We start from the raw sequence: 12,813 nt of genomic DNA on the forward strand, positions 1-12,813 counted from the left end.
CTGCTTATCGCCCATATGGCCGAGGGTAATGCTTGGTAAGGAAAATGACGCGCTGCCTATCACTTTCCCCACTGGGGTCGAAATTCGACGCCTTTCTATTCGCGCCGATGGGCGAGGATAAAAATGGAATGTTGCTCAGTGTCCTTACAGTGCTGGCGCGCTTCGGTATCGATCCGTGGCTGGAAGCTGCAGAATTGGCTCGCCTCCCTGAAGAAACGGCGACCCAGAGATTGACCTCGTTTATTGCAGCACTCCCCGATGCAGAAACGGTGCATCCGGATCCGCCGAGGATTGCAGCCCGCTTGATCGCGCTTTTGCCGCGTGTGACTTTTATCAGCGCGCCATCGCGCGGAACGGCGATTGGCGTGAATGCGGCGAACAATTCGCGAAGCCTAATTTATATGCTGTGCTTCAGCGTCGCCATTGTGGTGCTTTTATTTGGCGTTCAGTCGATCGTGGCAGGCCACCCGCCGTCGGTGCGCGTTCACAAACCCTTTTCGGACGTCTCCGGCATGCGCTCGGGTTCGACACCCAATGAAAGCAACGGATACCAGCCGTAGCAAATGTGCCTCAAGAACGTCCTGAGCGAAGACGCGCAATGGCCGTAAACTCAGAAATTTCATGATGGCGAATCGATAGTTCGCGGGTGGTCTGCCAGCACCACACTCAGCAATGAACTGTGGACTTCAAGGTGCCCATTATAGCTGATGAAGCCCGCTTTGCGGAACTTGTTCATGAAATGACTGACGCGTGATCGGGTCGTGCCGACCATTTCGGCAAGCGTCTCCTGACTGATCTTCGCGATTAACGGCTCCGGCCGCCCTTCCTTGCCGAAATTGGCCAACAGCAACAGCAGCCGTGCGAGCCTTTTCTCGGTTGAATTGAAGAGCTGATCGACAAGATCCTCTTCGACCCTGGCATTCCGCGCTAAAATATGCGCGACAAACATCTGGGAAAACTCGGGCTCTTCTCGAAGCACGCGCATGATCTCCGTCTTATCCACGCGCATCGTCACGCAGTCCGTCATCGCGCTCGCTGTCGCCAGGCGCTTTGGCTGCCCGATCAGGCATCCCTCGCCCACGAATTCGTCCGCACCCAAAATTGCGACGACGGCTTCCTTGCCTTGCTTCGAGATGACAGTGACTTTGACCTTGCCCTTCCGGACGTAAAAAATCGCGTCCGCGTCTTCGCCCTGCGAAAAAAGAATTTCGCCCTTGCGATGTGCGGACACGACGCGGCCCTTGGCTGTGGTCTCAAGAAAAACCGCGGGATCAAATCGCGTCTTTCCCTTTCCTGATTTTTTTTTAGGAATCTTCGTCTCACTCATCTTAGTCCCTCGCCATCTGCGCTTTCAGTAAATTGAGATGAGCACGTGTATAAATTGCGCGCTGCGCGGAAAAGGGCGCTTTACCTTTTCGTTTAACACCGTTCGTCATTGAATTATCTAGGAACGAACCGGCGTCTCAACCGTTCCTACTATGTAAATTATTATATTTACTGGGAAATCGACATGAAACAAACGATAAGGAATATCCTTTTTGCAGGGACAGCGGTGCTGACGCTGTCCTTGGTACCTTCAATAGCTGATGCCCGCGGTGGCGGCCATGGCGGTGGCGGCCATGGCGGTGGCGGCCATGGCGGCGGTGGTCACATGGGTGGCGGCCACATGGGCGGTCACTTCGTCGGCGGTCACTATGGTCATGGCGGCAGATATGCCGGCGGCTACAGACATGGGTACGGCTATGGATACGGCGGCGGCTACTGCGGCCCGATTCAAATAGCTGCCGGCCTCTGTGGCGGATACGGCTACTAACCGTCATCCCTGTTCGTTCACAGACGCACGCTGGCTTGGGCACGGGTGCGCCGTTTCAACCTCTGGAGAACTTATGAAATTTCGTTTTGCTATCGCTCTTGGACTCTTCGCTTCGATGTCTTCCCCGATGATTGCGCACGCGCAAGGTTTGGTTGGCGGCGCGGAGGAAGGCGTCCATCGAGGTAATCGAGCCGCGGGGCCTGTTGGCGCTGTCGTTGGAGGCGCCATCGGTGCTGGCGTTGGGACTGTAAACGGTGCACTAGGGCTCGGGTATCATCACCATCGCTGCTATTGGCGGCACGGCTACCGTCATTGCCGTTATTAATTGCCTGCTTGATCAGAACCCCGCTAAGCGCGGTGTAGAAGCCCTGATAAGGCAAAGTCCATTAAAACGGCGGCTTTCTAGGAGCCGCCGGCTTCAGCGATGAGTTCGAAGGAGCGTAGCCGCGCGGCGTGATCATAGACATCAGAAACGATCATGATCTCGTCGGCGCCGGTCTCGGCGCTGAGCGCGGCGATGCCTGGCACCGGCGCGAGAAGCTGAAGCGGATGTGGACGGGCGGTAAGGGTTAATACACAACGTACGGTTGTGATTCCGGGGCCGACGTCAGCCGGGCCTCGCATGGACCGGGGCCGGGTCGGGAATTGCCGTGTTTTTCAGGGAAAAAGCGATCGTTTTCGAAGAGTGGCGTTGGCCTAACGCTCGGTCATGGATCAAATTCTGCCAACGCGAGAGCCGGCTCGTCTTGCTGAAACGCTCATCGGTGAATTCTGGGCTCTGCGCGTTTTGCGCCGTGAAAAACGAGGCCGATATTCTCCCCGCATTTTTAGAGCACTATAGGAGGTTGGGCGTCGACCAATTTGTTTTCGTCGATAATGCTTCGGACGACGGAACGGTCGAATTCCTTTCTGGTCAGCACGACGTGCACTTGTTCTCGACTCAGCAGCCTTTTTCGGAATCCTTTTGCGGAAGACTCTGGACTGATTATCTTGCCTTCAAGATGCAACTCGGCCAATGGGTGCTGACTCTCGATGCTGACGAATTGCTCGTGTACGAAGCTTTCGAGAAAGTCCGGTTGCCGGATTTGATCGGGCTTTTGCAACGATCGGGGCGAAAGAGGTTATTCGCGCCTATGATCGACCTCTACGATCTTGAGGACGGGGTTTATTTCGATGCGGCCCCTGAACGCACCGATCAGCGAGCAAACGGCCCGTGGGTTAATGGAGGCCCCCGAATGAGAATGGAACTCTCGAGAGGCGCAATTCCTCCGCTGCTTTCGAAGTATCCGCTCACCGTCTTTGATCGACGCACCTCGTATGCATCAACTCACCTTCCGTTTCCGGTCAATAGAAACGACGCGGGTTGTTTTGCGCGTCTCCTACACCACAAAATTAAGCCGAGGCTTCGAGCGAAGATCGATGAAGCGTTGCAAGGCAATCAACATTGGAACGATTCCGCAGATTATAAGGTTTATGACGAATGGTTTGGAACCGATCTCAGAGAGACATTCTCGCAGCGATACGAAGGCCCACATTCGCTGATTGAAGCCTCCCTCATGGACCCTGTACCGCGGGGAAGGGCAAAACTGTCGCCATACAAGTGGGATGACACGCGCCGGATTTAGTTTGAGGCATTTTTGCGCTTGCCTAGTTGCCAAATGACGCCGCGACGACTTCAAAAGCGTCAGTTCCTGCGAGCTTTGTTCCACGTCAGTGTGAGGATATAGCTCCGACTAATAGATCAGCTCGCGAAATCGCGCTGGATAGAGGTCGCGCGGGTCCCAAAACGCATCTTGCCGTGATCCGTCCTTGAACCAATAGTATCTGTGTGGCGGGATGACGATATTGTCAGGACCACCCAAATATGCCGCCCACCAGGAAAAACTCGAATTGCTTATCGCATGTCGTTTTGCTCGCGATAAAAGATGAAAGTCTTTCAGCGCGTCGTCCGAACGCAATAAGATATGAGGCCGATTCATCTTAATGCGAGATAGAAAACTCCCCGTTCTTGCCAGATCATCCGTTGTGATGACCAGTGGCCGATCCGATTCCAGCTCTTTCAGCGCTCGGATGAAATACTCGTCGGGCAACCGCCCCATCGGGTCTCCCTTATTATCCGGAGACAGAGAATAATTACGGATGTGAATGGCGTCGAAGTCACTCAGCTTCTTAATCCGGCAGAATTCATCCAATTGACTCTTGATACCTTCGGGTTCGGCGAGAAGGTCGCGTATCGCGTCCTCAGCATCGCGAAAATACCATTCGCACTGAAAATTTCCTCTCAGGTCGACGTGTTCTAAAAAAGGTATCTCTTGATAAGCGAAGCTTTGCTCTTCGTACAGGCGCGATCTCAGCATGCCACCGTAATATTCCTTTATCTTCGGATAGAGGTGATCATACTCGATGCCATTCTCCTCGCAGACCCAAGGAGAGTAGCTATTGAAGCGCAGTTTACCTTGGGTAACGTGCTCAGTTAATTCCCGAATGATGCTGCGACCGCCGCGTATTTGGCGATCGTATGATTATGGATCGGGATCAGATCGTTGATCATGTCAGGCGGGACGTTGTTGGTCAGATCTTGGATCGCAAAATCCCGAGCGTTCGACGGCGCCGCGCTCAGGTTTCCTCTGATGGTCGCGACGCCGCCCTGAGCAAGATCGGCGTTGGTGATGCTGTTAGTAAGGCCGGCAAGACCTGATCGACGGCTGCGACCGGTGCGGGATGCCTAGACCATCGATACACGCGATCTACATGCGCGGTGCTCGTATTGGATTCCATATCGCCAATTGTTGCTGGCTGCGGGGGCTACAAATTCAGCTTTCCGCCCGGAACAGCGAGCGCCGTTATCGACTGGGATGGATAATCACACACCCTTGGCGCGCCAACGCGCAAGTGGCCCGCACGGTCTGGGATCAGGTGGTCTCATTCGAGAAGGCGGCCGGTTCGGCGACGAGACCGCCAGCTTCCGCGATGAGTTCGAAGGAGCGCAGCCGCATGGCGTGATCATAGACATCAGAGACGATCATGATCTCGTCAGCGCCGGTCTCGGCGCTGAGCGCGGTGATGCCTGAACGCACCGTATCTGGCGAGCCGATAATCGAACGGGCCAGCATCTTCGTCGCCTGTGCTTTTTCCAAAGGCGACCAATAAGTCTCGATGTCGTCGATCGGCGGTTGGCTCAGGCCGCGCGCACCGCGAAAGATGTTGGTGAAGGACATCTGCTGCGTCGTGGCCAGCCTGCATGCCGCCGCGTCACTTTCCGCGGCGATGATGTTGACGCCGACCATCGCGTAAGGACGGTCGAGTTGTTCGGAGGGTTTGAAACGGCTGCGGTAGATTTCCAGCGCCGGTATCAGCAATTCGGGCGCGAAGTGCGAGGCGAAGGCATAGGGCAGGCCTAGTTCCGCTGCGAGCATCGCACCGAAATGGCTCGATCCGAGAATCCACAAGGGCACCTCGGTTCCCGCCGCCGGCACGGCCACGATCCGCTGATTCGGGCCTGCAGGCGCGAAGTAAGCTTGCAATTCAAGCACGTCCTGAGGGAAGTTATCGGCCGCTTCAGGCGAGCGGCGCAGCGCCCGCAAGGTCAGCTGGTCGGTGCCTGGGGCGCGGCCGAGACCCAGATCGATACGGTCCGGAAACAAGCGCGCTAAGGTTCCGAACTGTTCCGCGATGACATAGGGCGCGTGGTTGGGGAGCATGATGCCGCCGGCGCCGACCCGGATCGTGTTTGTCCCCGCAGCGATATGGGCGATCACGATCGATGTCGCGGCGCTGGCAATACCGGCCATATTGTGATGTTCCGCCACCCAGATGCGGCGATAACCCCATTTTTCAGCATGCACCGCAAGATCGCGGGCGTTGTCGAGCGCGCCGCGCGCATCGGTGTCCTCCGTGACGCGGACGAGATCGAGGATGGACAGGGCCGTCATTGTTGCTCCGGGATGGACGTTGATGGCGAGCCGCAACGATGCTGATCGCGCCGCCGCGGCATCACCGCTCGCGTGCGACGCGACGTTCTCGCTTGCCTCTATTTCGTGAGCCGTCCGGACAAGCGCAATGGCGGGCGTAAATGAGGCGCTGCGCCGATAGTCGCAGCGGTCATGCTCTGGCGAGGCTTATAGGCTTGCAGCAATGCCAGTGGGGCCTTCAAGGCGTGGCGTGCGCGCGAGGTTGCCTGCGGACCGCGCGGGCGTCGAGCCGTAAGTGAAAGCTCAGAACTCTTCCCAATCGGAGCTGACAGTGCCGCCGCCCACGACTGCTTTCAGCGAGCCGCGACCCGCTTGTTTTGCCGGCCGCGCGTTACTGACGCGCGCCATCTTTTCGGGCTGCCTGACGGGCGCTGTGCTCTTGCGCGGTTCATAGGGTACAGGGGCGTTCTCTTTGCCGGTCTCAATGCGGAATTGGGCAATGAGCGCCTCAACTTGTGCGGTATCTTCCGCGAGCGCGTGGCTTGCGGCCGTTGTTTCTTCGACCATCGCCGCATTTTGCTGCGTCACACGATCCATGTCGTTTACGGCCGTGTTGACTTGCTGCAAGCCGGCGGATTGTTCCTGCGCGCCTGAGGCGATATTGCCGATGATGCCGTTGATGTCGACGACCTGAGCCAGAATTCTCTCCAGCGACTTTCCCGTTTCGGCCACGAGGGCGACGCCATTTTCTACCTCAGCGCTCGAACTGGAAATAAGGCTCTTGATTTCCTTGGCGGCTTCCGCCGAACGTTGGGCGAGCGCGCGCACCTCGGATGCGACAACCGCAAAACCGCGACCGGCATCGCCCGCGCGTGCGGCTTCGACGCCAGCATTCAGCGCAAGAAGGTTGGTCTGGAATGCGATTTCGTCGATGACACCGATGATCTGGCTGATCTGCTGGGCTGATTTTGCAATGGCGTTCATCGCCTCGACGGCCTGGCGAACGACAATCGTACCCTTCTTCGCATCGTCGTCGGCCTCGGCCGCAACCTGACGCGCGTGGATCGCCTCAGTGGCCGATTTCTTGACGACAGCCGTGATCTCGTCGAGCGCGGCGGCGGTTTCCTCCAGGCTTGCGGCCTGGCGTTCCGTGCGCTGCGAAAGGTCATCCGACGCGGTCGTGATCGAGCGCGTGCCGGAACTTATCGAATCAGTCCCACGCGCGATCTGGACTAGCGCATTTCTGAGGTTTTCGACCGAGCGATTGAAATCCAAGCGCAGATTTTCGAACGATGGATTAAATTCGCGAGCGATCTCGTAAGTCAGGTCTTGGTCAGCGAGCCGGGCGAGGCCCGCGCCGATTTCCTTGACCGCGACGACGCGCTCGGTCACGTCGGTCGCAAATTTCACGACCTTCACGACGCGATTGTTCATGTCGAAAATCGGATTGTAGGACGCTTGAATCCAAACTTCCTTCTTACCCTTGCCGATGCGCTTGAATTCTGCCGCGATGAACTCGCCCGACTGGAGCCGCCGCCAGAAATCGCGATATTCCGCCGATTGCGCGTACTCGGCATCGACAAATATACGGTGATGTTTGCCCTGGATTTCTTCCAGAGTGTAGCCAAGAGTCGTGAGGAAATTTTGGTTCGCTGTGATGATCTCGCCATCGGTTGTAAATTCGATGACGCCCTGCGCGCGCGAGATGGCATTTAATTTGCCGGCAAATTCCGCGTTCTTGAGCTTTTCCGCGGTAATATCCGTGGCGACTTTGACGACCTTGGTGACTGTTCCGCGGCGATCGACGACCGGATTATAAGAGGCCTGTATCCAGACTTCTTTGCCGCCTTTTCCAATGCGCTTGTACTCCGCGACATCGAATTTTCCACTCGCGAGCTTTTTCCAGAAATCGCGATAGGCCTGACTTTGCGAAAAAGCCGGATCGACGAACATGCTGTGATGGCGGGCTTGAATTTCCGCGAGAGTGTAGCCCAAGAGATCGCAGAAGTTTTGGTTGGCGGTGAGAACTTTTCCATCGGGGTCAAATTCGATGATTGCCAGCGACCGGCTGAGAGCCTCAAGCACACCCTTGCGATCTGAAGTGTCGATTTCGAATCCGAGCATCGTGTGTCCTTCGATATTCAGATGCTCGAAAACCCTATAATTCGGTGGATTATAGAAATCGGCATCAAAATTCTTTTGGCGCTACGGTGTGAGGCGCTGAAGCCCTCACCACCAATCCAATTGTCGTGAGAATAGGGTGAGTTATATTTAAACAAGGTTTACGGCCACGCCTCAGTTCAAAACTTTTCTCGTTCGCCGGTCGGATTCAAGCGGCAAACCCTTTAGAGACGTCTTCAGCGGGCTTCCTCTTTGAGGCTTCCGGGATGTCGGCAAAGTGCCGTTACATCGATTGTCATAAATGGCCGGAGGGGGAGGGATTCCAGAATTTCATGCAGTTCCAGAGGCGTCTCGACGCTGAAGATGCTTATGTTCGCGCGTTGTCCAGCGACGCGCCAAAGGTGCAGCCATTTTCCCTGGCGCTGAAGCTCGGCGGCGCGCTCGTGTTCGCGCCGGCCCAGTTCATCCAATCTGTCTTTATCGAAGTCCAGCGGGACCTTCACACTCATCGCCACATGAAACAGCATCGAAATCTCCATCGTCCTGAGCGTTTTCGATCGGAAGCGCGTTTATTTCACTGCGACGGGGCTCACCCCTGTCATCGTATGAAGCAGCGTGAGGGCGTATTCGGATGCTGATTGCTGATTCTGCCCGGTGACCAGCTTGCCATCCTTTACGACATAGGGATCGTTGGCGCCGACGCGCGAATATATCGATCCGACGTCTTCGAGGACGGTCTGCGGATAATGCGGGATAAGAAAGCCGCTGCCGAAAATACGCTGCAAATCAAGATCGCCTTCGAGCGTGTATCCAGTCGTCCGCCGGCCGCGGATGCGCGCTGGGATGTTGCCGAGCGCAATCGCACCGTGGCAAATGGCGCCGACAACTTTGTCCTTGCTCCAAAAGTGCTCAAGAACCGCCGCCACATCTTCGTTCGGGTAGAGATCGAACGTCGCACCACGGCCGCCGGCCACGTGAACGGCATCATAGGCATCGAGATCGACATCTTTTAGTTTCAAGGTTTCATCGAGCTTGGCGACGAGTGTCTTGTCCGACAGAAAACCTTTACTGACGAGGTCTTCCGACTCCATGGAGTGCTCGAAATAGGGGTCGCTGTAGGGATCATAAACAACTTTGCCGCCAGCGGGACTCGCAAAGTCGACTTCGACGCCGCGCTCCGTCAGATGCCAATAAGGATGGGTGACCTCCGACAGCCAGAAAGCAGTGTCAGAGCTGGAAATGATAAACAGAACTTTCATGGTGGGCTCCCGTTTTCCGTTCCGCGCGATGCTTGAATGTCATGCTCCGGCGGCTGAACTTGCGAGAAGCTAGCCAGCGGAAAGAGCGCCCGCCATTAGATCAGAGGCTGGAAAGCGCTATACCTTTGGGTGGGGAAGCCGGAGCGGCGGCACTATACGAAGGTATGGGGCGAACAAACCGGTGTTCAATTGTTCCTTCGCTGGGCTGGTTCTTCTTATCGTGGTGCAGTGCTGAGAGGTGCATTGCGCCGCCGCCATATGCACGCCGGAACGGGGAAACGAGGATGCTGCAGCGATCTAACCTTGTTGCCGCCGAAGATCGCGGTCGATATGTTCCAGGTATGGCGCAACCGGGATTGGTTCATATCATCGACGACGATGACGGGGTACGGGCTGCTCTGGCAAGCCTTATCCGCTCTGTCGGCAACGATGCGCGGCTCTACAGTTCCGCGGCGGAATTCCTCACCAGCGCGCTTCCCCCGGTGCCTTCGTGCTTATTGCTCGATGTACGTTTGCCAGAAATTAATGGTCTCGATTTTCAGGATTCGCTGCGCAGGCGGGGTATCTTCCTGCCCGTTATTCTGATGACGGGCTATGGCGATATCCAGATGTCGGTACGGGGAATGAAGGCTGGCGCCGTCGATTTCCTGACCAAGCCCGTCCGCCACCAGGATCTTCTCGATGCCATTTCCACCGCGCTCGCACGAGACCGGGATTGGCAGCGGGACAACGCGGAGGTCTCGGCGATACGTGACCGCCATTCCCTGCTGACACGGCGCGAACTGGAGGTCTTCACGCTGGTCACGGCGGGGAAGATGAACAAGCAGGTCGCGGGCGATCTCAACCTCAGCGAGATAACCGTGAAGATTCACCGCGGCTCCGTCATGCGAAAGATGGGCGCCCGAACCCTCGCCGATCTCGTGAAGATGGCGGAATTGCTGAGAATGGCCGGCTCGACTACAAACGACCACCATTGATGACCGACAAGAGGATAGAACGTTGCCTCCGTAGCACCAATGTATGGTTTGACTGGAACAGCGGCGGTGCGATGGTGCGCTCGGGGACTTGCGGATTCCCCGGCAAAAGGCGACCATCGTGAGCAACACGATTATATCGATCATAGATGATGATATGGCGACACGATCGGCGCTCACTGCTCTTATGCGCGCGAAGGGATTTGACGCCAGAGCCTATGAATCTGCCGAGGATTTTTTGCGGGCGGGGGCACAAGATAATTGTCAATGTGTCATTACCGACATTCAAATGCCGGGCATGAGCGGGATCGATTTGAAGCAGCGCCTCAACGATGGGAACTGCGGCGTTCCCGTGATCATGATCACGGCGCGTGTTGAAGATCGCTTGCAGGAGCTCGCGCGGGCCGCCGGCGCCTTCTGCTTGCTTCGTAAGCCTTTCAAAGCGGAAGCGCTTATCAAATGTATAGAACGGGCGCTTGCGCCCTGACATTGGCGTTTGTGTGGAGTTTCTTTTAGGTGTCCACGCCGGATTCTAAAGCACCATTGGGCGACAACGCGCAGCCAGCGGCGACAGAGCCGGATATTGACGCCCTCGATTTGGTCGAGGAAAGCGTTGCTGTCTTCGGACTGGATCTTCGTATCACGGCGTGGAACGCCGGTGCAGAGCGTCTTTACGGATGGACGCGCGAAGAAGTCATCGGTGGCGATATTCAGTCATTCGTCAAATGCTCGCCCTCGGAGCCGTTGACGAAAATTCTCTCTGACGTCCGCGAGAAGGGCATCTGGCGGGGCGAGTTTCTGCGGCGAACCAAAAATGGCGGCTTCATTTCCGTGAGCACGAAATGGTCGCTTCGGCGGGACGGCAGCGGCGCCATGCTCGACATTGTCGAGACGAGCCGCGACGTGACCGAGCTGAGACGGACGGAGGAATCGCTCGACCGGGTCCAATATCAATATCAGAATCTTTTTCAGGCCTCAGTTGCCTGCTTTTGGGAACTTGAGTTTTCGGACGTCCGAGCCATGGTCCGCGACTTAATGGCGTCGGGCGTTGAAGATCTACGACAATATTTCCTGACTCATCCGGATTTCGTCAGGCAGATGATACGGGCAACACGCATCGTCGATGTGAACGACCAATGCGTCGCCACTTTCGGCAACGGTGATCGCTCTGACTTGCTGGAGGGCCTCGACCCGTTTTGGCCGGATGAAAGCCTGGACGTTTTCGCCGGCAGCGTCGTCGCCGCTTTCGAGGGAAGCGCGCATTATTCTGCGGAAGTCGCGTTCCGGACGCTCGATGGACGCCGGCTCGAGACGATATTCACCGTGTCTTATCCGCGCCGATTATCGTCTTCAGCGCGCCTGCTCGTCGGCATTCTTGATCTGACTGATGCGAAAAGAGCAAAGGCTGAGAGCGAGGCGACAGAGCGGCGGCATCAGAACTTTTTCCATTTCCTGCCCGTGCCATTGCTGAGGCTCGACGGAAGTAAAGCCGTCGAAATCGTCAACCGCTTCAAAAAGCAAGGGATCGGCGACTTTCGCCAACATCTGAAAGATCATCCGGACGTTCTGATTGACATTATGGAAGGTCAACAGATCGTGGAGGTCAATCAGCGCGCCGTCGAAGTGTTGCGCGGGCGCTCGGTCGAGGAATTCCAAGGGTCGATCAAACGCTATTGGATGGAGTCACTCGATGCGTACCGGGAAGTTGTCTTCGCGCGCTACGAGGGCAAGAGGGGCTACGAGGCGCTACTCAAACTCGTCGCACACGACGGCACTCTTCTCGATGTTTTGTTCTTCGCCGCGTTCGCACCCGTCACAGGCGCGGAAAACGTGAGCCTTGTCGGGTTGATCGATGTTACAGACCGTGTCAAAGCGCAAGAAATGCTTGCGCATGTCCAAGCCGAGATGGCGCATGCTGCGCGCGTTTCCGTACTTGGAGAGCTGACGGCATCGATCGCGCACGAGGTCAATCAGCCACTCACGGCTATTGCGACGAATACAGAAGCCAGCCTGCTCTGGCTCGGCCATTCGCCACCCAATCTTGATGAAATCCGCGATCTTTCAAACCGGACCGCCGCGGAAGTGCAACGCGCTGCCGACATCATCAATCGCATTCGCTCAATGGCGTTGCGGGCAAGCCCGCAATATAAGTCTGTTAATGTCAACCACATCGTCGAGGAGGCGATGTTGTTTCTGCGTCACGAACTCCAGCGCAATGAGGTTGTGAGTTCGCTTAGGCTCGGCGATGACCTGCCCAGCCTGCGCGGTGATCCAGTGCAGCTTCAGCAGGTGATCGTCAATCTGGCCGTCAACGCTATGCAGGCGATGGTTCAAAGTGAACGCCGTCCGCGCGAGATTCTGGTTACGACGAGTGTCGCGGAAGATGATTATGTGAGACTCGATGTCGCCGATAACGGTGTGGGCATTTCCGAGAATATTTTTGCACGGCTTTTCGAAAGTTTTTTTACAACGAAAGCAAATGGAATGGGCATCGGTCTGCCGATTTGCCGCTCGATTATTGAAGCGCATGGCGGTGAGATTCGCGCCGCAAACAAAGCCGGTAATGCGGGCGCGTGCTTCACCGTGTTGTTGCCGTCGCGTGAGCCCGGCGCGGTACTGCGGTCAGCATAAAATCATACTTAGGTATCGGAGGGTTTCTACCCATTGCGGGGAAGCCGGCTCGCGGGCACATCGCCGCGCGAAAATGATCATCCTGACGTATGAGTACGCTTAGA

13 protein-coding genes and 1 pseudogene are annotated in these 12,813 nt (G+C 56.5%); 5 read left to right on the forward strand and 9 right to left on the reverse strand.

What is annotated here, in order from left to right; genetic code table 11:
- The first annotated feature begins 32 nt into the window (after positions 1-32).
- On the forward strand, positions 33-560 hold the full coding sequence (locus tag WDN02_RS11815; RefSeq protein ID WP_337293682.1) for a hypothetical protein: 528 nt from the start codon (positions 33-35) through the stop codon (positions 558-560).
- A 59-nt stretch (positions 561-619) separates the two neighbouring features.
- Here WDN02_RS11815 and WDN02_RS11820 read toward each other — a convergent pair whose 3' ends face one another.
- On the reverse strand, positions 620-1,327 hold the full coding sequence (locus WDN02_RS11820; RefSeq protein WP_337293683.1) for a Crp/Fnr family transcriptional regulator: 708 nt from the start codon (positions 1,325-1,327) through the stop codon (positions 620-622).
- A gap of 249 nt (positions 1,328-1,576) precedes the next feature.
- Positions 1,577-1,702: a hypothetical protein gene (locus tag WDN02_RS11825; protein ID WP_337293684.1), complete on the reverse strand. Its 126-nt coding sequence runs from the start codon at positions 1,700-1,702 to the stop codon at positions 1,577-1,579.
- 184 nt (positions 1,703-1,886) lie between these two features.
- On the opposite strand from WDN02_RS11825, the gene WDN02_RS11830 reads away from it, so the two are divergent.
- Positions 1,887-2,138, forward strand: coding sequence for a hypothetical protein (locus WDN02_RS11830; protein WP_337293685.1), 252 nt, complete (start codon positions 1,887-1,889; stop codon positions 2,136-2,138).
- 77 nt (positions 2,139-2,215) lie between these two features.
- Here WDN02_RS11830 and WDN02_RS11835 read toward each other — a convergent pair.
- Positions 2,216-2,335: pseudogene (locus WDN02_RS11835) on the reverse strand (alkane 1-monooxygenase); the annotation flags it as partial.
- 224 nt (positions 2,336-2,559) lie between these two features.
- Here WDN02_RS11835 and WDN02_RS11840 point away from each other — a divergent pair.
- Complete coding sequence (locus WDN02_RS11840) at positions 2,560-3,438, forward strand: glycosyltransferase family 2 protein (protein ID WP_337293686.1); 879 nt, start codon at positions 2,560-2,562, stop codon at positions 3,436-3,438.
- A gap of 108 nt (positions 3,439-3,546) precedes the next feature.
- On the opposite strand, the gene WDN02_RS11845 is transcribed toward WDN02_RS11840, so the two are convergent.
- The 5 genes from WDN02_RS11845 to WDN02_RS11865 form a co-directional block, all read right to left on the reverse strand.
- Positions 3,547-4,170 (reverse strand): alpha-1,2-fucosyltransferase, encoded by a 624-nt coding sequence (locus WDN02_RS11845; protein ID WP_337293687.1) that lies wholly within the window; start codon positions 4,168-4,170, stop codon positions 3,547-3,549.
- 555 nt (positions 4,171-4,725) lie between these two features.
- The gene (locus WDN02_RS11850; RefSeq protein WP_337293688.1) at positions 4,726-5,745 is read right to left on the reverse strand and encodes an LLM class flavin-dependent oxidoreductase; all 1,020 of its coding nucleotides are present in this window, start codon (positions 5,743-5,745) and stop codon (positions 4,726-4,728) included.
- A gap of 282 nt (positions 5,746-6,027) precedes the next feature.
- Positions 6,028-7,848 carry a methyl-accepting chemotaxis protein gene (locus WDN02_RS11855; RefSeq protein ID WP_337293689.1) on the reverse strand — a complete coding sequence of 607 codons (1,821 nt, stop codon included), beginning with the start codon at positions 7,846-7,848 and terminating at the stop codon, positions 6,028-6,030.
- Positions 7,849-8,081: 233 nt separating this feature from the next.
- Positions 8,082-8,372 (reverse strand): muconolactone Delta-isomerase family protein, encoded by a 291-nt coding sequence (locus WDN02_RS11860; protein WP_337293690.1) that lies wholly within the window; start codon positions 8,370-8,372, stop codon positions 8,082-8,084.
- 42 nt (positions 8,373-8,414) lie between these two features.
- Positions 8,415-9,104 carry a type 1 glutamine amidotransferase domain-containing protein gene (locus WDN02_RS11865; protein ID WP_337293691.1) on the reverse strand — a complete coding sequence of 230 codons (690 nt, stop codon included), beginning with the start codon at positions 9,102-9,104 and terminating at the stop codon, positions 8,415-8,417.
- A 284-nt stretch (positions 9,105-9,388) separates the two neighbouring features.
- On the opposite strand from WDN02_RS11865, the gene WDN02_RS11870 reads away from it, so the two are divergent.
- Positions 9,389-10,081 carry a response regulator gene (locus WDN02_RS11870; RefSeq protein WP_337293692.1) on the forward strand — a complete coding sequence of 231 codons (693 nt, stop codon included), beginning with the start codon at positions 9,389-9,391 and terminating at the stop codon, positions 10,079-10,081.
- Here the strand turns inward: WDN02_RS11870 and WDN02_RS11875 are convergent.
- Complete coding sequence (locus WDN02_RS11875; RefSeq protein WP_337293693.1) at positions 10,062-10,568, reverse strand: hypothetical protein; 507 nt, start codon at positions 10,566-10,568, stop codon at positions 10,062-10,064. The genes WDN02_RS11870 and WDN02_RS11875 overlap by 20 nt on opposite strands.
- Before the next feature lie 26 nt (positions 10,569-10,594).
- Between WDN02_RS11875 and WDN02_RS11880 the strand changes: the two genes are divergently transcribed.
- Complete coding sequence (locus WDN02_RS11880; RefSeq protein WP_337293694.1) at positions 10,595-12,709, forward strand: ATP-binding protein; 2,115 nt, start codon at positions 10,595-10,597, stop codon at positions 12,707-12,709.
- Positions 12,710-12,813: the final 104 nt, after the last annotated feature.

It is taken from the genome of Methylovirgula sp., from assembly GCF_037200945.1.
Lineage (GTDB): Bacteria > Pseudomonadota > Alphaproteobacteria > Rhizobiales > Beijerinckiaceae > Methylovirgula.